At 39.8% G+C, this 24,098-nt stretch carries 25 protein-coding genes; 24 read left to right on the top strand and 1 reads right to left on the bottom strand.

The window, feature by feature from the left end; all coding sequences use genetic code 11:
• Positions 1 to 13 precede the first annotated feature (13 nt).
• From aroC to SC428_RS15490, 24 genes are all read left to right on the top strand, one after another.
• Entirely contained in the window at positions 14 to 1,102 is a 1,089-nt protein-coding gene (aroC, locus tag SC428_RS15605; RefSeq protein WP_070929170.1) for a chorismate synthase, read from the top strand.
• A gap of 317 nt (positions 1,103 to 1,419) precedes the next feature.
• Positions 1,420 to 2,223, top strand: a complete 804-nt coding sequence (locus SC428_RS15600; protein ID WP_140178704.1) for a TSUP family transporter — start codon at positions 1,420 to 1,422, stop codon at positions 2,221 to 2,223.
• Positions 2,224 to 2,238: 15 nt separating this feature from the next.
• Positions 2,239 to 2,787 carry an elongation factor P hydroxylase gene (locus SC428_RS15595; RefSeq protein WP_070929172.1) on the top strand — a complete coding sequence of 183 codons (549 nt, stop codon included), beginning with the start codon at positions 2,239 to 2,241 and terminating at the stop codon, positions 2,785 to 2,787.
• Between the two features lie 146 nt (positions 2,788 to 2,933).
• On the top strand, positions 2,934 to 3,206 hold the full coding sequence (locus tag SC428_RS15590) for a YfcL family protein (RefSeq protein WP_070929173.1): 273 nt from the start codon (positions 2,934 to 2,936) through the stop codon (positions 3,204 to 3,206).
• Between the two features lie 199 nt (positions 3,207 to 3,405).
• Positions 3,406 to 3,924, top strand: coding sequence for a GNAT family N-acetyltransferase (locus tag SC428_RS15585; protein WP_140178702.1), 519 nt, complete (start codon positions 3,406 to 3,408; stop codon positions 3,922 to 3,924).
• An 871-nt stretch (positions 3,925 to 4,795) separates the two neighbouring features.
• On the top strand, positions 4,796 to 6,040 hold the full coding sequence (locus SC428_RS15580) for an ammonium transporter (protein WP_070929174.1): 1,245 nt from the start codon (positions 4,796 to 4,798) through the stop codon (positions 6,038 to 6,040).
• 106 nt (positions 6,041 to 6,146) lie between these two features.
• On the top strand, positions 6,147 to 7,733 hold the full coding sequence (locus tag SC428_RS15575) for an ABC transporter substrate-binding protein (RefSeq protein ID WP_070929175.1): 1,587 nt from the start codon (positions 6,147 to 6,149) through the stop codon (positions 7,731 to 7,733).
• A complete protein-coding gene (locus SC428_RS15570) occupies positions 7,733 to 8,701 on the top strand; it encodes an ABC transporter permease (RefSeq protein WP_070929176.1) in 969 nt (322 codons plus the stop codon). Before SC428_RS15575 ends, SC428_RS15570 begins: the two co-directional genes overlap by 1 nt.
• Positions 8,698 to 9,504, top strand: a complete 807-nt coding sequence (locus SC428_RS15565; RefSeq protein ID WP_070929177.1) for an ABC transporter permease — start codon at positions 8,698 to 8,700, stop codon at positions 9,502 to 9,504. The genes SC428_RS15570 and SC428_RS15565 overlap by 4 nt, the downstream gene beginning before the upstream one ends.
• Positions 9,504 to 10,283 (top strand): ATP-binding cassette domain-containing protein, encoded by a 780-nt coding sequence (locus SC428_RS15560; protein ID WP_140186593.1) that lies wholly within the window; start codon positions 9,504 to 9,506, stop codon positions 10,281 to 10,283. Before SC428_RS15565 ends, SC428_RS15560 begins: the two co-directional genes overlap by 1 nt.
• Positions 10,284 to 10,665: 382 nt before the next feature.
• Complete coding sequence (locus SC428_RS15555; RefSeq protein ID WP_070929178.1) at positions 10,666 to 10,968, top strand: urease subunit gamma; 303 nt, start codon at positions 10,666 to 10,668, stop codon at positions 10,966 to 10,968.
• A gap of 20 nt (positions 10,969 to 10,988) precedes the next feature.
• Positions 10,989 to 11,414, top strand: a complete 426-nt coding sequence (locus SC428_RS15550; RefSeq protein WP_070929179.1) for an urease subunit beta — start codon at positions 10,989 to 10,991, stop codon at positions 11,412 to 11,414.
• Between the two features lie 62 nt (positions 11,415 to 11,476).
• Complete coding sequence (locus SC428_RS15545; protein ID WP_053110486.1) at positions 11,477 to 13,195, top strand: urease subunit alpha; 1,719 nt, start codon at positions 11,477 to 11,479, stop codon at positions 13,193 to 13,195.
• Between the two features lie 81 nt (positions 13,196 to 13,276).
• Positions 13,277 to 13,948, top strand: coding sequence for an urease accessory protein UreE (gene ureE / locus SC428_RS15540; RefSeq protein ID WP_070929180.1), 672 nt, complete (start codon positions 13,277 to 13,279; stop codon positions 13,946 to 13,948).
• A 26-nt stretch (positions 13,949 to 13,974) separates the two neighbouring features.
• Positions 13,975 to 14,661, top strand: a complete 687-nt coding sequence (locus SC428_RS15535; protein WP_053110482.1) for an urease accessory protein UreF — start codon at positions 13,975 to 13,977, stop codon at positions 14,659 to 14,661.
• Positions 14,662 to 14,691: 30 nt separating this feature from the next.
• Positions 14,692 to 15,324, top strand: a complete 633-nt coding sequence (gene ureG, locus SC428_RS15530) for an urease accessory protein UreG (RefSeq protein WP_053110480.1) — start codon at positions 14,692 to 14,694, stop codon at positions 15,322 to 15,324.
• Between the two features lie 2 nt (positions 15,325 to 15,326).
• Positions 15,327 to 16,292, top strand: coding sequence for an urease accessory protein UreD (locus SC428_RS15525; protein WP_070929181.1), 966 nt, complete (start codon positions 15,327 to 15,329; stop codon positions 16,290 to 16,292).
• A gap of 243 nt (positions 16,293 to 16,535) precedes the next feature.
• Positions 16,536 to 17,531 (top strand): urea transporter, encoded by a 996-nt coding sequence (gene yut, locus SC428_RS15520; protein ID WP_070929182.1) that lies wholly within the window; start codon positions 16,536 to 16,538, stop codon positions 17,529 to 17,531.
• A 151-nt stretch (positions 17,532 to 17,682) separates the two neighbouring features.
• On the top strand, positions 17,683 to 18,858 hold the full coding sequence (locus tag SC428_RS15515; protein WP_070929183.1) for an ion channel: 1,176 nt from the start codon (positions 17,683 to 17,685) through the stop codon (positions 18,856 to 18,858).
• Between the two features lie 102 nt (positions 18,859 to 18,960).
• Positions 18,961 to 20,196, top strand: a complete 1,236-nt coding sequence (locus tag SC428_RS15510; protein ID WP_070929184.1) for an SLC13 family permease — start codon at positions 18,961 to 18,963, stop codon at positions 20,194 to 20,196.
• Between the two features lie 33 nt (positions 20,197 to 20,229).
• Complete coding sequence (locus tag SC428_RS15505) at positions 20,230 to 20,826, top strand: ATP-binding cassette domain-containing protein (protein ID WP_318708637.1); 597 nt, start codon at positions 20,230 to 20,232, stop codon at positions 20,824 to 20,826.
• Positions 20,827 to 20,851: 25 nt separating this feature from the next.
• Positions 20,852 to 21,232, top strand: coding sequence for a fluoride efflux transporter CrcB (gene crcB / locus SC428_RS15500; RefSeq protein WP_283125360.1), 381 nt, complete (start codon positions 20,852 to 20,854; stop codon positions 21,230 to 21,232).
• An 11-nt stretch (positions 21,233 to 21,243) separates the two neighbouring features.
• Positions 21,244 to 21,642 carry a CrcB family protein gene (locus SC428_RS15495; RefSeq protein ID WP_070929187.1) on the top strand — a complete coding sequence of 133 codons (399 nt, stop codon included), beginning with the start codon at positions 21,244 to 21,246 and terminating at the stop codon, positions 21,640 to 21,642.
• 23 nt (positions 21,643 to 21,665) lie between these two features.
• Positions 21,666 to 21,905, top strand: a complete 240-nt coding sequence (locus SC428_RS15490) for a hypothetical protein (protein ID WP_318708632.1) — start codon at positions 21,666 to 21,668, stop codon at positions 21,903 to 21,905.
• A gap of 75 nt (positions 21,906 to 21,980) precedes the next feature.
• Here SC428_RS15490 and mnmC read toward each other — a convergent pair whose 3' ends face one another.
• A complete protein-coding gene (gene mnmC, locus SC428_RS15485; RefSeq protein ID WP_318708629.1) occupies positions 21,981 to 24,017 on the bottom strand; it encodes a bifunctional tRNA (5-methylaminomethyl-2-thiouridine)(34)-methyltransferase MnmD/FAD-dependent 5-carboxymethylaminomethyl-2-thiouridine(34) oxidoreductase MnmC in 2,037 nt (678 codons plus the stop codon).
• Between the last annotated feature and the right edge of the window lie 81 nt (positions 24,018 to 24,098).

Raw genomic sequence — 24,098 nt, 5'->3', positions numbered from 1 at the left:
CTAGGGATTTGGCATGGCTGGAAATTCAATAGGGCAACTGTTTCGTGTGACCACATTTGGTGAATCTCACGGCTTGGCTTTAGGTTGTATCATTGATGGCGTACCGCCGGGATTAGCGCTGACAGAAGCAGATTTACAAGGGGATTTAGATCGCCGTCGTCCCGGAACTTCGCGTTATACTACGGCTCGTCGTGAACCGGATCAGGTGAAAATTTTATCGGGTGTGTTTAATGGTATTACAACAGGTACCAGTATTGGTCTACTGATTGAAAATACCGATCAGCGCTCACAAGATTACAGTGCGATCAAAGATGTATTCAGACCGGGTCATGCAGATTACACCTACGAGCAAAAATATGGCCAGCGCGATTATCGTGGTGGTGGCCGCTCTTCGGCACGTGAAACCGCGATGCGTGTTGCGGCAGGTGCGATTGCCAAAAAATACCTACATGAAAAACTGGGTATTGTTATTCGAGGCTGCTTAACCCAAATGGGGACAGTAGAGTGCGAAATCAAAGATTGGTCTATCGTTGAGGAAAATCCGTTCTTTTGCCCTGATCCAAGTAAGCTTGATGCATTAGATGAGCTATTGCGTGGCTTAAAGAAAGAAGGGGATTCTATCGGTGCAAAGGTAACCGTGGTGGCTGAAAATGTGCCAGCTGGGTTAGGTGAACCTGTATTTGATCGTTTAGATGCCGATCTTGCCCATGCATTGATGAGTATCAATGCAGTAAAAGGTGTAGAAATTGGTGATGGTTTTGGGGTTATTGGCCTTAAAGGCAGTGAAAATCGCGATGAAATTACTCGTGATGGCTTTAGCTCAAACCATGCTGGCGGTATTCTTGGTGGGATCAGCAGTAGTCAGCCAATCATTGCACATATCGCAATGAAACCGACATCGAGTATTACGGTAGCGGGTAAAACGTTAAACCGTGATGGTGAAGAAGTTGAAATGATCACTAAAGGTCGCCATGACCCATGCGTTGGTATTCGTGCCGTGCCAATTGCGGAAGCGATGATGGCGATTGTATTAATGGATCACTATTTGCGTCACCGTGGACAATGTGCAGATGTTGTTCCGACGATGAAGCCTTTTGCTTAATTATCATTATACTTGTCATACTCAAAGTTGCCGCGTTTTGCGTTGAGGTATGGTGACTATGCTCTTAGTGACTCATTCATTTGTCGCCTAGCTGAGCGTAGTCAACAACCCTGCAACTTGAAGTATGACGAGTATAGAATTATTTAGAGTCTATACGGTGTATACTCTGATAACTCAAAGTGCTGCACTTGAAGGATGACAGTATAAAGGTTTGGATGATACCTGCTTAAACATATTCATCTAGGCAGTAATACTGAGTGATCATAGGTCATAATGTATATTACATATTGCTAGCAATATTGTTATTTGGATTAAAAATGGATTGGTTGACCGCTGTTGCACCTGAAGTCTATTTGCTGCTGTTCTGTGTTGCGTTGTTTGCGGGATTTATTGATTCGCTTGCAGGTGGGGGCGGTTTATTAACCATACCTGCATTACTGTCTGTGGGGATCACGCCTGTCGAAGCGTTAGCCACCAACAAACTCCAAGCGGTGGGCGGTTCTTTTTCGTCTACGTTGTACTTTGTCAGGCGTAGAGCTATCAATTTACGCGAGCAAATATTTCCCTTCATTATGACAGTCATTGGCGCTATGGCTGGTGCTATTGTTATCCAAATGATTAATACTGACTTTCTGAAGCAGCTATTACCCATCATGGTGATTTGTGTCGGGCTGTATTTCTTGTTAACACCATCATTGGGCGCTCAAGACCGCCAACAGCGTATTAGTATTCCGATTTTTGGTGTGGCTATTGGGATGACAATCGGCTTCTATGATGGTGCTTTTGGACCAGGAACGGGATCATTTTTAGCACTAGGCTATGTTTTATTGTTAGGTTACAACCTTGCGAAAGCGACAGCCCATGCGAAATTACTTAATTTTGCATCAAATTCTGGATCTTTGATATTTTTTATTATCGGAGGTCATGTTTTATGGGCACTAGGCTTTGTTATGCTTGTTGGCCAAATGGTTGGCGCGAGATTGGGTGCTCGCTTAGTGCTGACTAAAGGACAAAAACTGATCCGACCGATGATAGTGATCATCTCTTTGTTAATGAGTATTAAATTGCTCCATGATAGTCATGGTGATGCAATCAAGGCTTGGGTTATTTCGTTATTTTAAAATGATTTGAATTTCATGACTAAACATCATTATCAGCAGTTGATAGATATTTTTGAAGAATGCTTCGGAGAAGAGTACAACACGAAATTAGTTAAAGGTGATGACGAGCCTGTTTATTTACCTGCGGATGAGCATACGCCATATCATCGTGTTGTTTTTGCTCATGGTTTCTTTACGAGTGCTTTGCATGAAATTTCTCACTGGTGTATTGCGGGAGAGGCTCGGCGCCAACAGGTTGATTATGGCTATTGGTATTGCCCTGATGGCCGTGATGAAAAAACACAAGGCGAGTTTGAGGTGGTTGAGGTTAAGCCTCAATCATTCGATTGGCTATTTTGTGTTGCCGCTGGGATCCCTTTTAATGTGAGTTGCGATAACTTAGAAGGGGATTTTGAGCCTGACCGTATCGCATTTCAACGCAAAGTTCATCGCCAAGTGATGGAATATTTAGCAAATGGTATTCCTGAAAGGCCATTACGCTTTGTGAAGGCGCTACAAACGTTTTACAATACCCCACCTCTTTGCGCAGAAGATTTTCCTTATCCGGAAGATATCTTCTCCTAATATACTCAAAATAATTTGAGGTGTGGCTAGGCGTATACACAAGTCGATGATTGGTGCAAATGAGCGCAGTTACCTTGTATTAACGTAAAGCGCTGCAACTTGAAGTATGATGAATATAGATACACTAACGACAGTAAGGATAAAGCATGCTTGCGGATTTTGAAACACGCATACTGACAAAAATTGATGATATGGTCGAACACGCAAGTGACGATGAATTATTTGCCGGCGGCTATTTGCGTGGGCATTTAACCCTTGCTGTAGCTGAACTTGAAGAAGAACAAGAAACTAGCGCAGATGCTCTCTATCAACGTGTAGAAGACAGTATTCAACAAGCGATTAAAGGTGGCGAGTTAACCCCTCCAGATCAAGTATTAGTACTAGGCATGTGGAAATCACTCTTAGATGAAGTGCGCTAAACACATCTAATTTTTTTAAATAAAGAAGCGGAAAAAACAGGCTTTTATTCGCTTCGTCAACACCCCCTATACTCTAAATAATTCGAGGTGCGGCTAGACAAGTAGTGAATGCGATCACTATACCTTAACGAAAATTACCGCAACATGAGGTATGACGAGTCTAGAGGGGGGATCCCTCTTTTTTATTATGAAGCAAAAAATGTTTTCAATTCGTAAAGCCGTTCCTTCTGATGCTGCGATCTTACCGACTATTGAACATTCAGCAGCACAAACATTTCGTGGTCACCTTGAATTAGGTTGGATTGCTGATGATGATGTGCAATCAGAACAAGATCATCTTAATTATATAGCTCAAGAAATGGAGTGGGTGGCTGTCAATAATAACGATCAGCCAGTCGCTTTTATCAATATCGAACGATTGCAAGAGAGCCTTCATATCTGTGAAGTCTCGGTGTGTCAGTCTTGGCAGGGGAAAGGTGTCGGACGTCGATTGATCCAACAAGTAGTAGAGTTCGCATTACTGGAAGGGGTTCGTTCTGTCACGCTAACCACTTTCCGCGAGATTGCATGGAATGCACCTTACTACCAGCGATTAGGTTTTTCGATAGTAGAAGCGAGTGAATTAACTACTGACTTAGCATCTATATTGCAACAAGAAGTGAATGCAGGTTTTAACGCTGAACAACGATGTGCGATGCGTCTTAATATTATTAGGTAGTTTAGATAAGTATTGATAATACACTCCATGGCTAGGCTATATTGAAGTAATATAGCTATGTTAGTCATATATAGACTATTTAAAATAAACAGTTTAGTTATTTCTGTTTTTAGGGGTTAAAATAGATGATTTTAATACTCAACTATTAGTATCTGGATAATGGCAATTATCAAGCATTTATTCTATTAAAATAATTAAACTATATTTAATTTTTTACAAGAGAACAACAGAGTAATATTGTTAATATATTTATTTTTATGTCAATAATACAAACACAATAATAATATATTTAATAAGAATACTTATTTTTGATATATATCAAGTTTATTTTTGCGTATTAAATCTATCGAGTGATTTATCTAATCTGTACGCATATCTGTTGTTATTTGTGTATACTCTAGTTTTTTATTAGGGTAATTATAAAATAATCTAAATATCGTTATTAAATTCTTAATCTAGCAGAGACAAAATGTTATTTTGTCTCTTTTAACAATGAATGAAATTTATTCACTATTTAGTTTAGATTTCATTTAGTTATTTTAAGAGAATAGACTTTCATTATCCTTTATTGGTCCAATAAAGATAGTCCAAAATAGACTAATTCGTTCTTTTTTAGCCATTAGGCACATTAATTTAATTAATATAACTTATTATTAACATAATGTGAGTATTATCATGATAACTCCCTTGTATTTGTAATGATTATTACATTGAGATGATCGTTGAAGATGAATCTTGAATGATCTAAATAATATTGTTGATAATCGTTGTGCTTATTCTATTATATAGGTAGGTTAATATTACAAATGGGCTTATTTTATAAATAATAAGTTCACTGATTTATATATGACTATCTAGTGTGAGAAAGTTTATGGAAAATATACTGTCGGTTTTGGATGTTCCAAATACGGCCTTTATGCTGCTGTGTACAAGTTTAGTTATGTTAATGACTCCAGGACTGGCTTTTTTCTATGGCGGCCTAGTCTCTCGTAAAAGTGTTATTACCATAATGTCCCAAAGTTTCTTCTCTATGGGATGGGTGGCGATTATTTGGTTTGTTGTCGGTTATTCATTATCTTTTGGTCCATCAATTAATGGGATCATTGGTGATCCATTTTATTATGCGTTTTTAAATAACGTCAGTCCCCAAACCATGTATACAGGGAATGATGGCGGGTTACCAATACTGGTACATTTCAGTTATCAGATGATGTTTGCCATTATTACACCTGCATTAATAACAGGGGCTTTTGCAAATAGAGTTAACTTCCCTGCTTATCTGATCTTTTTGACCTTATGGACGTTATTTGTTTATTGCCCATTTGTTCATATGGTATGGAGTCCCGAGGGAATTTTTGCTAAGTGGGGCGTTGTTGACTTTGCGGGTGGGATTGTTGTGCATGCAACAGCCGGTTTTGCTGCGATAGCGTCCGCACTGTATGTCGGCAAACGGATGGTACCCTCAGATGGAACCCATAATATTCCTTATATTGCATTAGGTGCTGCTTTACTGTGGTTTGGTTGGTATGGCTTTAACGCGGGCTCCGAGTTGCAAGTAAATACAGTCACGGTGTCTGCATTTTTAACCACGGATATTGCTGCGGCTTTTGCAGCAGTCACTTGGTTTATTATTGAACGTCTGCATACAGGTAAGCCAAAATTAGTTGGTTTCTTAACCGGTGCCGTTGCAGGTTTAGCAACGATCACGCCAGCTTCGGGTTATGTATCAATCGGCTCAGCGGCAATCATTGGTATTATTGCAAGTCTTGTTTGTTATTTCTTTGTGTTTTTAGTGAGACGTCATTTAGATGATGCACTGGATGTTTTTGGTGTGCATGGTGTAGGCGGGATCACAGGTTCTATTTTAGTTGGGGTATTTGCTTCCACAGTTTGGAACCCTAAAGGACCAGCAGGTTTACTTGAAGGCAATGGTATGCAAATTGTGAAGCAACTTGTTGCTGTTGTCTTTACTAGTGTATGGTCGTTCGTATTTACATTATTAATTCTATGGATCATTAATAAATTTACCCCAGTCAAAGTAAATCAACAGACTGTTGGTGATGATTTAGATATCACTGAATTTGATGAAGATGCGTATAGAGAAAAATCTAACTAGTGTTTAGTCGAGTTTAGTCACTAAGCCACTTCGGTGGCTTAGTTTTTGATTAACCTATTATTAAATAACATTATTATAAAAATGAACGAAATAGAAAGAGGATAATATGAAAAAGAGATTAGCAACAGCAATCCAAGCCGCATGCTTAATGGGGCTATCTATGGGTGCTCTAGCCGATTCTACTTCACCAGAACATACTTTACGTCTGGCTATTGGTTCTGAACCAACAGAAGGTTTTGACCCTATGTTAGGCTGGAGTCATGGCAGCTATATGCTTCTTCATAGTCCGCTGTTAAAACAGAATGCAGATTTGTCATGGCATAGTTATATGCTTGAGAAATATGAACATTCTGATGATGGTAAAATTTGGACGCTAACATTAAAGAAAGATTTAAAATTTTCTGATGGCTCACCATTAACAGCAAAAGATGTGGTTTTCACCTATAACAATGCCGCTGCAAGTGGTGGTAAAGTGGATATGGGGAACTTTGCTAACGCTGAAGCGATTGACCCATTAACCGTTAAGATTACATTATCATCACCACAAAGTACCTTTATTAACGTATTAGGTTCATTAGGTATTGTTTCTGCCGATAAGTACGATGCTAAAAAGTATGCACATAATCCGATTGGTGCAGGTCCATATCGTTTAGTTGAATTTCAACCGGGACAGCAACTGATCGTTGAACAAAACCCATACTATGCAGGCCCAAAAAACGACTTTAATAAGATGGTCTTCGTATTCCTTGATGAAGACTCGGCTTTCGCTGCGGCACAAAGTCGTCAACTTGATATCGTGCGCATCCCTGCGGCTATCGCAGCGAATGCAAAAGATGTCAAAGATATGAAATTGGTTGAACGTCATAGTGTAGAGAATAGAGGGATCTCTTTCCCTATTCCTCCAGCAGGTGAAAAAGATGCACAAGGCAATCCAATTGGTAATGATATCACCTCCGATGTGGCGGTGCGTAAAGCCATCAACTATGTGATTGACCGTAAATTGCTGTCTGAATCGGTACTTGAAGGATTTGCTATCCCTGCCTACACAGGGGTTGAAGGATTACCTTGGAATAACCCAAAATCATCGTTTAAAGATGGTGATGTAGAAAAAGCGAAAGCGATTTTAGAAGAGGCTGGTTGGAAATTAAATAAAGACGGCTTAAGAGAAAAAGACGGTAAGGTTGCTAAGCTGACTCTCTGGTATGCGAGCGGTGATACTACGCGTCGTGATTTAGCTCAAGCGGTAAGGGCAAGTTTGAAACCTATTGGTATTGAGATGGATCTGAAATCAGGAAGTTGGGAAACCGTTGAGCGTTACATGCATGCCAACCCAACATTGTTTGGTTGGGGTAGCCTCGACCCAATGGAACTGGTTCATAACTATAGCAGTAAGGCTGCGGGTGTTGGTTTCTACAACCCTGGTTATTATAAAAATCCAGCTATTGATGAAATCATCGAAGAGGCGTTGCGCCAGCCAGACCAAACAGCCGCAATTCCATTATGGCAACAAGTGGATTGGAATGGTCAAACAGGAACAGGTATCCAAGGTGATGCAGCTTGGGCGTGGTTGATGAATATTCAACACATTTATTTATTAGATAATTGTGTTGAATTAGGCAAAGGTGCACCTGAAATTCATGGTTCTTGGTCTGTACTGAATAACGTTGATGATTGGGCTTGGACCTGTAAATAATGCGTACAACAATAGGGCTTTTACTGCGATTTATTTGTTTGCTGTTGGTGACAGCGATAGGGGTTTTTATTCTCTTAAGCTATTCACCTATTGATCCGATAAAAGCTTATATTGGTAATGATTTAATGCATGTACCCCCTGAGCAGTATCCACTGATTGCTGCTCGTTGGGGGCTTGACCAGCCATTATGGATGCAGTTCTGGCGTTGGTTTTCGCAGCTATTACAAGGTGATATGGGCTATTCGATGCTCTATAACACACCCGTATCACAAGTCATAGCCGATAGATTAGCGCCTTCATTAGCATTATTGATATCAGCGTGGTTATTTTCAGGGATTATTGGTTTTGCTTTGGGATTGGTTGCGGGACGTTACCTTAACCGGTGGCCAGATAGGGTGATTTCAACATTATCTTACCTATTAGCGTCGATCCCTGTGTTTTGGATAGGATTATTATTACTGTCATTATTTGCTGTTTCGTTGCATTGGGCGCCAATTTGTTGTGCATGGCCAATCGGTTTAGACGAACAAACAGCGACATGGTCACAAAAAATCCATCATTTAGTACTGCCCGTGATCGCTCTAGGGCTGCTGGGTGTTGGAAATATCGCCTTACACACGCGCTCTAAAGTGGCGGAAGTGATGAATAGCGAGTTCATTCACTATGCGAAAGCGCAGGGTGATAAAGGATGGCCAATGATGAGTTTTCATATCTTAAAACATGCAATTACACCCGCGATGTGTTTGCAATTTGCTTCGGTGGGGGAATTACTCAGCGGCGCATTATTGGCTGAAAAGGTATTTGCTTACCCTGGTTTAGGGCAAGCGACAATTGATGCAGGGCTACGGGGGGATATTCCATTGCTCATGGGGATTGTGATGTTGTGTGCAGTGGTGATCTTTTTCAGCAATAGCCTTTCAGATTTGTTATTGAAAAAGATTAATCAGGGAGTGATTAGAGAGTCATGACCTATAACCCAAACCGAGCTTTACTGAAGTTAATAATTTCTTTAGTGTGTTTATGCGTGTTAGCCATTTATGCCTTGTGGCTTTCACAGACTGATGTCGAAGTGAATTTATTAGATCGCCGTCAAGCGCCCTCATTAGTTCATTTATTCGGTACTGATAGTTTAGGGCGTGATTTATGGGATCGCGTATTTCAAGGTTTAGCGACCAGTTTGCAGATTGGAACGACGGCAGCGGTATCGAGTGGTTTAATCGCAGTTGTGATGGCGGGCTTATCGTCATTTAGCAAAACGATGGATTATATCGTGCGTGGCATTATCGATTCATTATTAGCACTGCCACATTTGCTGTTGCTGATCTTGATTTGTTTTACATTAGGCGGTGGAAAAGCGGGAGTCATTTGGGCGGTTGCATTAACTCACTGGCCAAAATTAACGCTTATCTTACGTTCTGAGTTATTGCGAGTACAACAAGCAGATTACATCATGTTATCGCGCCGGATTGGTAACAGTGCACTATATCGTTGCCGATATGATTATCTGCCGATGATTTTACCGCAGTGGATGGTTGGAACATTATTGATGTTTCCACATGCAATTTTACACAGCGCTGCATTGAGTTTTCTTGGTTTTGGCTTGTCACCACATGAGCCATCATTAGGCATTTTACTATCTGATGCGCTGCGTTATTTAAGTACAGGTGCTTGGTGGTTAGCGATGTTTCCGGGTCTTGCATTAGTTGGATTGGTACTGTTATTTGACCAGTTTGCCAAATCTGTCCAAAACTTATGGTTAAGGGGAGTATGATGTTAAGTTTTGATCATTTAACCGTAGATGTTGCACAGTTTCGTTGGCTTGGAAAAAAACGTTGGCAGCCATTATTGAATGATATTTCATTGGATGTTCGCCCCGGTGAGATGGTTGCGCTAGTGGGGGGCAGTGGTGAAGGTAAAAGCCTATTGTTACAAAGTGGCTTAGGTTTATTACCAGAGAATATGCGTTGTCATGGCAATATTGTTTTAAATGGTAATAAGCTAACTGAAAAAAACAAGCAGCAGTATCGTGGTAATTCTTTATGTTATATACCACAGGGTGTCAGTGCTCTAAACCCCTTAATTAGAATCGGCCCTCAACTCGAAAGGGCGGCCGTGTTAAGTGGGCAGCATATCAAAATGCACGATGTAGCACTGCATTTGCAGCAATATAACTTGCAATCCAGTGTGGTGAATAATTATCCAAATCAATTATCAGGTGGAATGGCAAAACGTGTTTTAGCCTGTAGTGCGACATTATCGCGTGCTGAATATATCTTAGCGGATGAGATTTCTTCTTGGTTGGATGATGAACATGCAATCCAGCTATTGGAACATATCAAGTCACTTTGCCAAGATGGAAAAGGTATTTTGTGGGTAACACATGATCTTGCGATGGCTGTACGTTTCGCCGACCGTATTGCACTTTTACGCAATGGGTCACTTGAAGAAGTATTAACGAGTGAAAAATTACAAAATGGTGGAGGGGGGAAATGGCTCCAATCTCTATGGCATTCTTTGCCTGAACACCAATTTATGAATTTTAAACAATAATCATTTTAGTATTTAAAAATAACAAACTTTTAACAAGGTATCATTAATAATATTGGTTATCTTATTTTGATTGGTCATTTGATGAGTATTTATTGGTGAGATAAGGTGACTTTAATATTAATGATTATTTTTTAAATGCAACGAACTTGTTATTTGGTTTTTACAAGGATTTATAGCGCAAAGGATTGTTTATATTTGTCATACTTTGAATTTTAGGGGGGACTATACTCAGCTAGCCGGATCATATGGTTTATTTATGCTCCGTCTATTTTCGTGTGTTGTCGACCTTATCTCGAATTATTTTGAGTATGGCTATTTAATGCGTGTAATAAATATTTATCTGTATTGATAAATACAAACTTTTATCAATCGAGGAGGCGTTATGCAATTAACCCCAAGGGAAATTGAAAAATTGATGGTTTATACACTCGCAGACGTTGCACAAAAACGTCGTGACCGTGGTGTGAAATTAAACTACCCAGAAGCGGTTGCCATTATTACGGTTACTGCTTTAGAAGGTGCACGTGATGGTAAAACCGTTGAAGATGTGATGAAAGAAGCTGCTGCTGTCTTAACGAAAAAAGATGTTATGGATGGTGTGTGGGATTTAATTCCAAACGTACAAGTTGAAGCTATTTTTACTGATGGCACACGTCTGGTTACTGTGCATAATCCGATAAAATAAGCTGATGACGAGGTGAGCATATGAGCAACGCGAAAACAGATACAAAAGCACCTACACCTTTAGGCGGGGTTATTTTAGCGGATACCCCAATTGAATTTAATGTAGGCAAACCTGAAACGAAATTAAAAGTGCGAAATACCGGTGACCGTCCAGTACAAATAGGCTCTCACTTTCACTTTTTTGAAGTTAACCATGCATTAGAATTTGATCGTGCTGCGGCTTATGGTAAGCGTTTAAATATTGCGTCTACTACTGCAATACGTTTTGAACCAGGCGATGAAATTGAAGTATCACTTATCCCTTTCGGTGGAAAACAAACTGTTTATGGATTTAATAACCTCGTTGATGGTTGGGCAGGGAATAACGTCGCAACAACAGAGCGTCCAGCAAAAGCGATTGCATTAAATGAAGCGATTGCTCGCGGTTATAAACATAAAGAACAGTAATTGTGTTGTTTATCGATAATGATAAATAGCTATGTACCTTATAAACTATAAAGGTAAATAAAATGCCACAAATTTCTAGACAAGAATATAGCGGCCTATTTGGCCCAACAGTCGGCGATAAAATTCGTTTAGGTGATACAGATCTGTATATTGAAATCGAGAAAGACTTACGCGGATATGGCGAAGAGTCTGTCTATGGTGGAGGTAAATCTTTGCGTGATGGTATGGGTGCAAATAACACCTTTACCAGCGATAACGGGGTTCTTGATCTCGTTATTACCAACGTCACTATTGTTGATGCACGTTTAGGCGTGATCAAAGCCGACGTAGGGATTAAAAACGGTAAAATCGTTGGGGTTGGTAAAAGTGGTAACCCGAATGTTCAGGACAATATCACCCCTGGAATGGTGGTGGGTGTAGCCACTGATGCTATCTCAGGTGAGCACTTAATTTTAACCGCTGCGGGTATCGATACTCACATTCATTTAATTTCACCTCAGCAGGCTTATGCTGCGTTATCAAACGGTGTAACGACTTTCTTTGGTGGTGGTATTGGGCCAACTGATGGTACCAACGGCACCACAGTAACTGCAGGTCCATGGAACATGCGTGCCATGCTGCGTGCCATTGAAGGCTTGCCAATCAACGTTGGTATTTTGGGTAAAGGTAACTCATATACCCGTGAACCATTAATTGAGCAATTAGTTGCTGGCGCGGCAGGCTTAAAAGTACACGAAGACTGGGGCGCAACAGGGAACGCAATTCGTCACGCACTGCGTATCGCTGATGAGTTTGATGTGCAAATTTCTGTGCATACAGACAGCCTCAACGAAGGTGGTTATGTAGAAGATACTATCGAAGCGTTCGAAGGCCGTACTATCCACACCTATCACACAGAAGGTGCTGGTGGTGGTCACGCACCAGATATTATTAAAGTTGTTAGCCAGCCAAACGTGCTGCCAAGTTCAACGAACCCAACACTTCCTTTTGGTGTTAATAGCCAATCAGAATTGTTCGATATGATCATGGTTTGCCACAACTTAAACCCAAATATACCATCAGACGTTTCGTTTGCTGAAAGTCGTGTGCGTCCAGAAACTATCGCAGCGGAAAACGTATTGCATGATATGGGGGCAATCTCGATGTTCTCTAGTGACTCACAGGCGATGGGTCGTGTTGGTGAGAACTGGTTGAGGATCATTCAAACCGCGAATGCAATGAAAGCTTCACGTGGAAAACTGCCTGAAGATGCGCCGGGTAATGATAACTTCCGCGTTTTACGTTACGTTGCAAAAATCACGATTAACCCAGCGATTGCACAAGGTGTGAGTCACATCTTAGGTTCAATCGAAGTTGGTAAAATGGCTGACTTGGTGTTATGGGATCCAAAAATGTTTGGTGCTAAACCAAAACTGGTGATTAAAGGTGGCTTGATTAACTGGGCGGCAATGGGCGATCCAAATGCGTCACTGCCAACACCACAACCTGTATTCTATCGTCCAATGTTTGGCGCTATGGGTAAAACCGTTAATGACACTTGTGTCACATTTGTTTCCCAAGCAGCATTAGATGATGGCGTTAAAGAAAAAGCTGGTTTAGAGCGCCAAGTTGTGGCGGTGAACAACTGCCGTGCGATTGGTAAGCGTGATTTAGTTCGTAATGGTGAAACTCCGAATATTGAAGTTGACCCTGAAACTTTTGCTGTAAAAGTGAATGGCGAACATGCTACTTGCCAACCGATTAGTGAAGCAGCCATGAACCAACGTTATTTCTTTGGTTAATACTGCGACACAACCAGTAATTTGATTGTTTTATTTTCTGCCTGCCTTCAAGCAGGCAGAATTAACATAATAGGTAATGCGATGATCATCATTGAACAAATTCTTGGAAATGTGAAAAAAGATCCAGTTTGGCAAGAAAAAAGTCAAAAAGCACAGCTGGATGTTTTGATACTTGACCAACGTGAAGCACAGAAGAGTCGTTGTCGTAAACATACAGAAAAGGGTCTTGATCTCGGTATTGCATTAGATCGTAATGTCCTACTTTCTGATGGCGATGTTATTTTATTTGATGAAGCCGCCAATACGATGGTTATTGTGCAGATTTCTTTGCGTGACGTGATGGTAGTTAATTTACAGCGCTTGCAAAGTTTGGATGCTGAAGAACAAATTCGAGTTAGTTTTGAATTGGGACATGCATTAGGAAACCAGCACTGGAAAGCGGTTTTAAAAGAGAATCAAGTTTATGTGCCATTAACGGTGAGTGAAAAAGTCATGGAATCGGTTATGCGTACCCATGGTTTTTCTCAAGATACTTTTGCTTTCGTAAAAGGTGAGTCTATTTTACCAAAACTGACACATTCAGAAGCGCGTTTATTATTTGGTGGTGCGGAAGATACCGATACGCATGTCCATGTGGCAATTGGTCAAATTCACCAACATGCACATAGCCACTCTCATGACCATGATCACGACCATCACCACGATCACGATCATGACCATCACCATGGGCATAGCCATACACATAAGCATTAATGGTCATTGCAGTTAAGGATTGTGGTATGAAGGCATCTGATTTAATTAGGATCATGCAGTTTGGTGACTCGGCGCTACCTATAGGTGCATTTACCTTTTCAAATGGCGTAGAGTCGGCAATACAAAAAGGCGTTGTGCACGATAAAGAAACGCTAAAGTCATTTGTCCGTACATCACTCAATGTTGCGGCAAGCTCTGATGGTATTGCGGTAGTTGCTGCCCATCGAGCCGTTATCGCACAAGATAATGAAGCATTAATTAATATCGATTGGGCTGTGCACAATCGTAAATTAAATGAAGAAGCGAGAATAATGACGACCCGTATGGGAAAGAAACTCGCGGAGATCTCAGTACATATATTTGAAAACCAGCAAGTTGCTTGGTGGCTAGAACAAATTAAAAATGGCACAGCAGCAGGAACCCAGCCAGTGACACAAGCCATTGTAATGGCAGTTCAAGGAATAACAGAAAGAGATGTGGTGGTCATGCATCAATATGGTATTGCCATGACGATTTTGAGTGCAGCAATGCGCTTGATGCGTGTTACGCATTATGAAACACAACATATTCTGTTTGAATTGAATGAAGATATCGACATCTTTTGTGACATTGCATCATGTGGCGATATTCAACAAATGGCCTCGTATGTGCCAGTGATTGATGTGCTGGCAGCAGTGCATACAAAATCGTTTGTTCGTTTGTTTATGAACTGATGATTAACTAAAAAATTTTGAGGAACAATGATGAAAAAAATGACTCGGATTGGTATCGGTGGACCAGTAGGTTCAGGCAAAACAGCAATTATTGAAGTAATTACTCCGATCCTCATTGAGCGTGGCGTTAAACCGTTAATTATCACTAATGACATTGTGACCACTGAAGATGCGAAACAAGTTAAACGTACTTTAAAAGGTATTTTAGACGAAGAGAAAATTTTGGGTGTGGAAACAGGTGCATGTCCGCATACTGCTGTTCGTGAAGACCCAAGTATGAACATTGCTGCGGTAGAAGATATGGAAGAGCGTTTTCCTGATAGCGATGTGATCATGATTGAAAGTGGTGGTGACAACCTAACATTAACGTTTAGTCCCGCATTGGCTGACTTTTACATCTATGTTATCGATGTGGCTGAAGGCGAAAAAATTCCACGTAAAAATGGTCCAGGTTTAGTACAGGCTGATATTTTAGTCATTAACAAAATTGACCTTGCCCCTTATGTTGGCGCGAGCCTTGAAGTGATGGAGCACGACACGAAAGTGGTTCGCGGTAATCGTCCATATGTGATGACTAACTGTAAAACCGGCGAAGGTGTTGTTGAACTGGTTGATATGATTATGGATAAATTCCTGTTTACCCATCAATCATCAAGGGGCTAAGTATGACTCAATTCAGGGCAGATATCGCAAATACACCATCACGTGTTCAAGCACATACACTCGGTAACAATGCACCTGAACTTGCCATCTATCAAGATGAGCCTAAACAAATGCAAAGCGGTGCGGTAGGTAAAAGTGGTTATCTCAAGCTAAGATTTGCGCAAGGCGAATATCGCAGCGAGCTAGTAGAGATGGAACGTCGTGTTCCATCTCTGGTGCAAAAAGCACTCTATTGGGATGAAATGATGCCACAGTTACCTTGTGTCACCATGATTTCTACTTCAGGTTGTCTTTTGCAGGGCGACCGTCAAGCGTTGGATATCATTGTGGAAAAGGGGGCGTGTGCTCATGTAACCACACAATCTGCAACGAAAGTGCATATGATGGAAGCAAACTATGCAACACAATTCCAAAATATTATCGTTGAAGAAGATGGTTATTTAGAGTATTTACCTGATCCAATTATTCCTCATCGCAATTCACGCTTTATTACTGATACTCGGATTAACATTCATCCGAGTGCGACAATGATATATTCTGAAATATTGATGTCGGGACGTAAGTATCATCACCAAGATGAGCAGTTTGGTTTTGATATTTTCTCTTCGCATATCAGAGCAGAATCTTCATCGAATAAAGAATTGTTTGTTGAGAAATATATTCTAGAGCCTAAAAAAGAACAATTAATGACCACTGCGGTGATGGATAAATTTGATACGTTTGGCAATGTTATTTTGCTAACGCCTAAAATTCACCATAGTCGTATTTTAGAGCGTCTAGAAGCTATTTATGATACAGAGAACAATATTGCATTTGGGGCAACTCAATTACCTAATGATTGCGGTTTAATTTTTAAAGCATTGGGTGTTGATAGTCCAAAAGTGAAAGAGGCTGTTAGATATTTTTGGCAAATCGCACGTGAAGAAATACTGGGAATAACATTACAGAAGCCTTTTTTATGGCGTTAAAAAGTATACTCGCCATACTTTGTATTATTAAAGTATGGCGACTGCGTTCTTTTACGTTAGTCATATAGTTTTTATGCTGCTGCGATCAGTTTATTCGTCGCTTGGCTGCACCTAAAATTATTTAGAGTATATAAACTTATTTAGCTTATTAAGTTACAAAGATATTCGTCAAATAATGACAGGTAGGATCGTTGATTAACGATCCTATCTATACCTATGCCAAGGAATAGAAGGGACATTACGATGAACACTTCAACAATAAATAAAAATGCTTGGGATCAGCTTGCTGATAAAAATATTACAGTACAGTTTATTGATGTCACACTTCGTGGCTGTGCTCAAGTGATGTTTCAAAATAATCCATTAACTGGATTGCTATTTTTTATTGCAATCTTTATCGGAGCATTTTTAGAAAGCATGCCTGCTGTAGCCTTTGGCTGCCTATTAGGCACAGTCGTATCCACATTGACTGCGTATATCAGTAAGTTGGATACAAGCTCATTGCGTTCGGGGTTGTATGGTTATAATGGCTGTTTAGTTGGTGTAGCTTTACCTACTTTTTTAGAAAATACGCCTTTTGTTTGGTTATCGATTATTTTAGGTAGTATTGTTTCGGTGATCGCGACCATATCCTTAATGGACTTCTTAAAAAATTGGAAAGTTGCTGCATTAACCGCTCCTTTTGTATTAGTTTCTTGGACTATCTTATTAGCCAGTTACAGTTTTTTAGGTATAAAAGGTGTTGCTTTACCAGCACCGGCGCTTCCGCAACAATTTATTGAGCCAATTGGCAGTATTCCACACAGTGATATTGTTGCTGATGTCTTCCGTGGTGTTTCTGAAGTCTTTTTACTAAGTAGTGTGATTGTTGGTATTATTTTTGTGGTTGGACTTGCTGTTAGCTCAATATGGGCCGCAGTGTTTGCTATTGTTGGTTCGCTATTAGCATTTATTATTGCCACGTTATTGAAAGGCGATTTTGTTAGCATCCATACTGGTTTATATTCATTTAGCGCCGTTTTAACTGCAATTGCTTTAGGTTCAACATTTAATAAGCCGAGTTATCGAGTGGTAGTCTATGCTATCATCGGAGTTATCTTTACTGTTTTTGTTCAAGGTGCATTAGATATTATTCTGGAGCCGTTTGGTATACCTACATTAACCATGCCATTTGTTTTAGCATCATGGTTATTCTTAGTACCGAACCAAGATATTATGCCTGAACATAGGCAATCATAATTATACTCGTTATCTTTCGAGTTGCAGAGGAGGGCGATGCTTTGCTGGTCGGGTTACCTAATTTATTTAAGCTTCTCGACTATCTTTGCTGGTCCTCTACCTGCAACGCGGACTATTGACAGTATAAAATATAATTTTAGGTCATATCGATATGAAAAAGAATGCGATTTATAAATACATTCAAAATATGACGATGATAAGGACAACATTAGCATTGTTGATCTTGCTGGATGGGCTATTGATAATACTGCCTATCTTAGCGTCATATAATATTAATTTGTCCCCACAACACCATAATTTTGTTGATTGGTTGCAGTCATTAGGTTTCATTAAATTACTGGATATCCCTCGGTTTGCTATCGGGGTCGTTTTGATTATTTTGGCATTACCTATTTATTTAGGTATCAGAATTGGATGGGTATTTAGTTGTTTTATGCTGTTTGTTCTCGTTCTGATTAACTTGCTCTTAGCAAGAGAGAATGTATTAACGGGAACGCTCTCACTACTGATATTAATTGCATTGATTGCAAATTGGAAAATATTCCACCGGCATAGCTTATCCGGTGCGGGCTTTGTTGCTTTTGTCAGTTTGATTGCTTTACTGGGATATTCAGTATTTGGCTCACTGTATCTTGGTGATCAGTTCCAACCTCATATAACCGATATCTCTTCTGCGTTTTATTTTGCGCTGGTGTGTATGACAACCGTAGGATTCGGGGATATTGTTCCTATTAGTGTAGAAGCAAGGTTATTTACCATTTCTATTGTGATATTGGGTATCACAATTTTTACCACTTCTATTGTTTATTTTTTAGGAGTGTTTGCAAAGAGCACACAAGAAATTGTCAAAAAGAGATTATTCCGTATGAAAGATCATTATGTAATTGTCGGTGCTAGCCCTTTAGCGTTAAACACCTATCATGGATTAAAAAAGCGTGATTTAGATGTGATGGTGCTGTGTAAAGAAGAACACAAAAACAATTATCCAGATAATGCTCCAGTGATCACGACATCACAAATCAATAAGAAAAGCTTAAACCAAGTGAATTTAGCAGATGCCAAAGCATTATTTATACTTGGAGATTCAGATGCCGAAAACACGATTGCGATGCTGGCGGCTAAAGAGATTGTCGGCGCGAATATCAAAAGTGTTATGGTCGTCAACGATGATAATAACTACGAAAACTTGAAATTACTGCATGCTGACCTGTTGATCTCTTTATCATCGTTAGGTAGTGAAGTATTAATTAAAATGATTTTTGGTGAGAGTATCAATAGCCAAATAATTGAAAACATTATTTTCTCGAACAATATTCTAGATTCTTAGAAGATGCGTAGAGACCTGAATATGAGCTGTGGAATGACCACAGCTCATTATTTTATTTTGCTTCAAGTGAAATAATACAAGAATAAAAATGGCGAGCTAAATATGGATTCAATTATTATTATTTTCGTGCTGGTTTACATCGCGATGGCTTTTGGCACGTTTCCAGGAATAAAAATTGACCGCACGGGGGCGGCTGTTGCTGGCGCCTTAGCAATGATTGGTTTTGGTTTTATTACCCCGAAAGCTTCTTGGGACTCTATTGATTATCAAGCAGTTGGGTTGCTATTTGGCTTGATGGTGGTATCGGCTTCATTCACCGTTTCTGGCTTTTATCATAAAGTCGCGAATGAAATGGCTATCCTCAAAATTAGCCCACCCAAATTGTTACTGGTCTTTATTATTGTTGGTGCTGTACTTGCTTCGGTATTGACTAATGATGTGGTGGTCGTGGCAATGACGCCATTGTTAATTTCAATCACATTAGCAAGAGGGTTGAATCCAATTCCATTTTTATTGGGCTTTTGTTTCGCAGCAAACAATGGGGCAGCAGGTTCATTGATTGGTAGTCCTAAAAATATGATAGTTGCACAAGGCTTAGATCTTTCATTTATAGGCGTGCTGCATATCACCGCTATTCCTGTATTGCTTTCTTTGCCTGTTGTTTGGTGTGCAATTAGCTTACTTTATCGTAAAAATTGGTATTTACCTGAAAGTCAAAAGGCATCGCTACCCCCTAAAACACATACGGTGATCCCATTTAATCAATGGGAAACGGGTAAAGCCGCTATTGTGATCGCCATTGTCATTATTGCGTTTTTGTTTACAGATTTACCTAGAGAGTTAGTGGCACTCTCAGCGGCTTGCTTTTTATTATTAAATAGGAAAATTGCCTCTAGTGACATGCTAAAGCATGTTAATGGTGATCTGTTATTGCTAATAATGGGCCTGTTTATTATTAACGCTGCCTTTGCTAAGACAGGGGTTCCGCAGGAAGTTTTGCATTATTTGTTAAATAAAGGTATCGATCTGAGTAGCCCTATTACGCTATTTTTGGTCTCAAGTATTATGAGTATCTTTATTGGGACAACGCCAACCGTGATGCTGTTAATTCAATTCGTTTCTCCCGATGGTAATGCTGATCCACTAGGAGCTGCATTGATTTTTGGTGCTTGTTTTTCAAGTAATATTTTTGTTTTTGGTAGCCTTGCGGGCATTATTGCTGTCGATCAATCAGCCCAACATGGTATTAAAATTTCATTTTTAGAATTTACAAAATCAGGCGGTATCATTGCCTTAATTTGTATGTCGATTGCGGCAGGTTGGATTTTATTTAGCTAATAGTGACTATTTTAGGTGTAAGAGGAAGGGAAGATGTTAGAAGTAAAAAATATACGTATCACTCAGGGAGGGAATACACTCTGGAACGATCTTTCCTTTTGCTTAGGTAATAATGAGCGCTTAGGACTTTCTGCACCAAGTGGCTTTGGTAAAACCACATTAGGTCGAGTATTAGCACAATGGCAAGCACCCTCTAATGGTTTGATTTTATTTGAGGGAAAGGCATTAGCGCCAACAGGTTATTGTCCAATACAATTAGTGCCACAACACCCAGAGAAAAGTTTTAATCCATATAGAACTGTCGGCTCAAGTGTCAATGATGCATGGAAACCAAGTGATGAATATCTCGAACGTTTGTCAATTAAAGCACAATGGTTAGAAAGACGTCCGAGTGAGCTTTCAGGGGGAGAACTGGCACGTATTGCTCTATTAAGAGCGCTAGATCCTCGCACTAAAATATTAATCGCCGATGAAATAACGGCTCAACTTGATGCACATTTACAAAAAGATATTTGGCAATTTCTGATTGAATTATCACAAGACAGACCATTAGCGATGATTATTTTTAGTCATAATAAAATGTTATTAGAAAAGGTATGTACGTCAGTTTGGGAAATATCTTCTATTTGAAATTAAATACATTGAGGTACTCAATATGCTCGCTTTTGATATCGCCTTAGTCGGTGCTGGTGGTGGGATCGGTTCATTATTACGTTGGTGGATTGGACGTTTAGTCGGTGAAAAATATCACGGTAAATTTCCTTTATCGACCTTCATTATTAATGTATCAGGTGCTTTTATAATCGGCTTTTTAAGCAGTTATTTTTTGTTAGATTGGGATGATCGTTATGGTTCATTTCTACAATCAGCCATATTAACTGGCTTATTAGGTGGCTACACCACATTTAGTAGTATGCAGCTTGATGCGCTAAAACTGACGCAAACAAAACAAAAAATATTAGCGTTGTTTTATTTATTGTTGTCAATTATTGCAGGTCTGATGGCTGCATTTTTTGGCGCGTGGTTGATTAACTAAAGGATAAAAATATGAATATTGCAATCTTAGTTTTTATCGGTGGTGCTATTGGCGCAATTTTTCGTGAGTTATTAATGATTTCTGTACCGAAAATGGCAGACCAGTTTCCTTTAGATATTTTCATTGCCAATATTAGTGCTTCATTTTTATTGGGTATTGTTGCAGGGTTACTCACCAGTAAACGCATTGGCCAATCAATGAATGCTTTTTTTGCTACTGGAGTGATGGGCGGGTTATCTACTTTTTCCAGTTTTGTGTACGGAGCAGTAGAGATAATGAAATACCCTCAATATTTATGGACTGGCGTCGTATATTTAATATTGAGCGTAGTCGTTGGGTTTATTGTTATCTATTTCGGTTATATATTAGGCAGCAAGCAGTGTAAAAATAACCCTAATCATAGCGTTTGATTTCAGAATAAGAGGTTACTTTAATGAGTGTTCATAAAACGATTTGGAATGTTATTTCAGCTAAGCCGTATCGTCTACAGCTATTTTTTGATTTATTATTATTAATTTTATCGCCAACCCTGTTTATTAGCATTATTGGTTTCGATACGAATACGTTAAATATGGATATTTTGACCATTACGTTGATCATATTCTGCTATATCTACATCACTAATTGGTTTAGTCGCTGGTACTGTAACCGCAGAAAAAATAACCAAAAGTAGTTCGTTTAGAGACAATACACAATGATAGCCTCTATGTTGCAAGAGGCTTTTTTAACTGCTGGTTAATTTGATCGTCTATGGTTTTACTTTTACTTCGCGACCTTTTAATAATTTTCTGACCCAAAATCGATTAGGGTGTAGTGCTGCTAGCGTTTCATCATTGAATGGTAATGGCTCATTAAAGATTTGTGCTGCAAGTAATTCACCGCATAAAGGCGCAGTCGAGAGCCCTCTAGAGCCAAGCGCACCTAATATGAATAAATTAGGATGAACAGGAGCAGCTTGAATATCTTCTGGTTGTGTCATTTGTTCAGATAGATTTTCATACAGAGTCATGAGTTGTGTAAAATCGGGAACATTACCGACTAGCGGCATATGGTCGCGAATAACACAGCGGATCCCTTGTCGTGCTTGCTTTCCTGAAACATCAATCTCTTCAGTCCATGTGATATCAGGCAAACTATCCCGTAATTTTTGACGATTTTCTTGTTGGTCAGCTTCACTGTAATCAAAGTCGAGTTGATTGCGCTGATAGCTGGCACCAATACAATGCTGCTGATCCGCAGGGTTAACTGGTGTTAAATACCCTTCATAACAGAGCACATTATTTAACTGTCCTAGTATGGCCGTTGTTGGGATATGGCTGACTTGTCCTTTGACTGGGGTCACAGGCAGTTTTTCCGTTTGTGAAAATTGGGTCAGCAGATGCCCATTAGCAATCACTACGGTTTGATGTATAAAGGATTGTTGTTGTTCTTCAACTTCGGCGTGTAATAACCAGCCTTTTTCAGTGTGTTGTAGTTCTTTAATGTTGTGCTTAAAGTGAAACTTAGCCCCTTTCTCACTGAGGTGCCGCATAAGATTTTCACAAAGTTGAGCAGGGCACAGCCAGCCGCCATTGGCGTAATGAATACCTGAATGATTGACATCCAACCCCGCTAATTGGCTCAGCTGTTCACGGTTTTTTTCTGCGGCAAATTGCTCTGGCCATTGGGTTTGTAACATGGAATTAATTTTGCGGCGACTTCTTTCATGGTAAGCCAATTCGGAAACACCACACCATTGCCCATCAAATTCGATCCCTTGACGGCTTAGCTGATGATAAAAACGATGTGCGTAAGGAAACGCGCTGACAAAAAATTGTTCTAATGCATTCGCCTTACCGTTAAGCAGTGGGTAAACCGCTCCCTGTCGATTACCTGATGCATTTTGTGCCACGTGTTCATCTTTACAATAAACAGTAACATGCGCACCTCGTTGTATGAGTGCATAGGCGGTGGTTAAACTGGCGAGGCCGCCACCAATAATGGCAATGTCATCGGGTGTTGATGCAGCTTGTCTGGCAAACCAAGGTGTCATCATTTTGTCATTTTTATCGGCTAAGTTACCCGTAAGCATCTCACGTTTATGACCAAATCCTTTAATTTTTTTAATAGTAAACCCTGCTTGTTGTAAACCTCGTTTAACAAAACCAGCAGAGGTAAAGGTGGCAAACGTTCCTCCTAGACGAGCAAATTTAGCCATTGCAGCGAACAGTTGTTCGCTCCACATTTGAGGATTCTTTGAAGGTGCAAATCCATCTAAAAACCAAGCATCTATCTTATTGTTTAAATTGCTATTAAGTTGGGTTAATTGTTCATTTACGTCACCAAACCATAAATCAAGTGTAATTAGCCCATTTTTTAATACAATTCGATGATTTCCGGGGAGTGGTTGAGGCCATTGTTCACACAGCATGGTTGAGAGCGCAGCAAGCTCAGGCCAACGGCTATGTGCCATTTTAAGGTCATCTCGACTAAGTGGATACTTTTCAAAACTAATAAAGTGTAATCGCTGTAACGTTGCATGTGGATGATTACGGTTAAACTCTTCAAAAGATTGACATAAAGTGAGAAAGTTTAGGCCTGTACCAAAACCCGTTTCCGCAATAACACAGGTTTCAAATGGATGGCTCTCAAAGCGTGCTGGAAATTGATTTCCCTGTAAAAAAACATAACGGGTTTCTGCTAAACCATCTTGATTAGAAAAATAGACGTCATCAAATTGTTCTGAAATCGGAGTGCCTTCGTCGTTCCAGCTAAGGCGGGCTGTTTGAACTGCTGACTTTTTCACGCTTATGCCTAATATTATCCAAATAATAGCTGAATTTTAGCGCTGAACAGGCACCAAGGCTACCTTTGAACAAAAATGTTG

Origin of the sequence: Providencia sp. 2023EL-00965 (genome assembly GCF_033550225.1) — a bacterium.
Lineage (GTDB): Bacteria > Pseudomonadota > Gammaproteobacteria > Enterobacterales > Enterobacteriaceae > Providencia > Providencia manganoxydans.
Note: the sequence above shows the minus strand (reverse complement) of the source record. Positions and strands in the feature narration are given on the sequence as shown.

What these genes read in the sequence shown, in the direction of transcription:
- SC428_RS15560 (WP_140186593.1), top strand. Translation starts at nt 9,504, where the DNA reads ATGTTAAGTTTTGATCATTTAACCGTAGATGTTGCACAGTTTCGTTGG.
- SC428_RS15585 (WP_140178702.1), top strand. Translation starts at nt 3,406, where the DNA reads ATGTTTTCAATTCGTAAAGCCGTTCCTTCTGATGCTGCGATCTTACCG.
- SC428_RS15490 (WP_318708632.1), top strand. Translation starts at nt 21,666, where the DNA reads ATGAGTGTTCATAAAACGATTTGGAATGTTATTTCAGCTAAGCCGTAT.
- crcB (WP_283125360.1), top strand. Translation starts at nt 20,852, where the DNA reads ATGCTCGCTTTTGATATCGCCTTAGTCGGTGCTGGTGGTGGGATCGGT.
- SC428_RS15525 (WP_070929181.1), top strand. Translation starts at nt 15,327, where the DNA reads ATGACTCAATTCAGGGCAGATATCGCAAATACACCATCACGTGTTCAA.
- SC428_RS15505 (WP_318708637.1), top strand. Translation starts at nt 20,230, where the DNA reads ATGTTAGAAGTAAAAAATATACGTATCACTCAGGGAGGGAATACACTC.
- ureE (WP_070929180.1), top strand. Translation starts at nt 13,277, where the DNA reads ATGATCATCATTGAACAAATTCTTGGAAATGTGAAAAAAGATCCAGTT.
- ureG (WP_053110480.1), top strand. Translation starts at nt 14,692, where the DNA reads ATGAAAAAAATGACTCGGATTGGTATCGGTGGACCAGTAGGTTCAGGC.
- SC428_RS15535 (WP_053110482.1), top strand. Translation starts at nt 13,975, where the DNA reads ATGAAGGCATCTGATTTAATTAGGATCATGCAGTTTGGTGACTCGGCG.
- SC428_RS15495 (WP_070929187.1), top strand. Translation starts at nt 21,244, where the DNA reads ATGAATATTGCAATCTTAGTTTTTATCGGTGGTGCTATTGGCGCAATT.
- aroC (WP_070929170.1), top strand. Translation starts at nt 14, where the DNA reads ATGGCTGGAAATTCAATAGGGCAACTGTTTCGTGTGACCACATTTGGT.
- SC428_RS15575 (WP_070929175.1), top strand. Translation starts at nt 6,147, where the DNA reads ATGAAAAAGAGATTAGCAACAGCAATCCAAGCCGCATGCTTAATGGGG.
- SC428_RS15545 (WP_053110486.1), top strand. Translation starts at nt 11,477, where the DNA reads ATGCCACAAATTTCTAGACAAGAATATAGCGGCCTATTTGGCCCAACA.
- SC428_RS15600 (WP_140178704.1), top strand. Translation starts at nt 1,420, where the DNA reads ATGGATTGGTTGACCGCTGTTGCACCTGAAGTCTATTTGCTGCTGTTC.
- SC428_RS15595 (WP_070929172.1), top strand. Translation starts at nt 2,239, where the DNA reads ATGACTAAACATCATTATCAGCAGTTGATAGATATTTTTGAAGAATGC.
- SC428_RS15580 (WP_070929174.1), top strand. Translation starts at nt 4,796, where the DNA reads ATGGAAAATATACTGTCGGTTTTGGATGTTCCAAATACGGCCTTTATG.
- SC428_RS15590 (WP_070929173.1), top strand. Translation starts at nt 2,934, where the DNA reads ATGCTTGCGGATTTTGAAACACGCATACTGACAAAAATTGATGATATG.
- SC428_RS15570 (WP_070929176.1), top strand. Translation starts at nt 7,733, where the DNA reads ATGCGTACAACAATAGGGCTTTTACTGCGATTTATTTGTTTGCTGTTG.
- yut (WP_070929182.1), top strand. Translation starts at nt 16,536, where the DNA reads ATGAACACTTCAACAATAAATAAAAATGCTTGGGATCAGCTTGCTGAT.
- SC428_RS15515 (WP_070929183.1), top strand. Translation starts at nt 17,683, where the DNA reads ATGAAAAAGAATGCGATTTATAAATACATTCAAAATATGACGATGATA.
- SC428_RS15555 (WP_070929178.1), top strand. Translation starts at nt 10,666, where the DNA reads ATGCAATTAACCCCAAGGGAAATTGAAAAATTGATGGTTTATACACTC.
- SC428_RS15565 (WP_070929177.1), top strand. Translation starts at nt 8,698, where the DNA reads ATGACCTATAACCCAAACCGAGCTTTACTGAAGTTAATAATTTCTTTA.
- SC428_RS15550 (WP_070929179.1), top strand. Translation starts at nt 10,989, where the DNA reads ATGAGCAACGCGAAAACAGATACAAAAGCACCTACACCTTTAGGCGGG.
- SC428_RS15510 (WP_070929184.1), top strand. Translation starts at nt 18,961, where the DNA reads ATGGATTCAATTATTATTATTTTCGTGCTGGTTTACATCGCGATGGCT.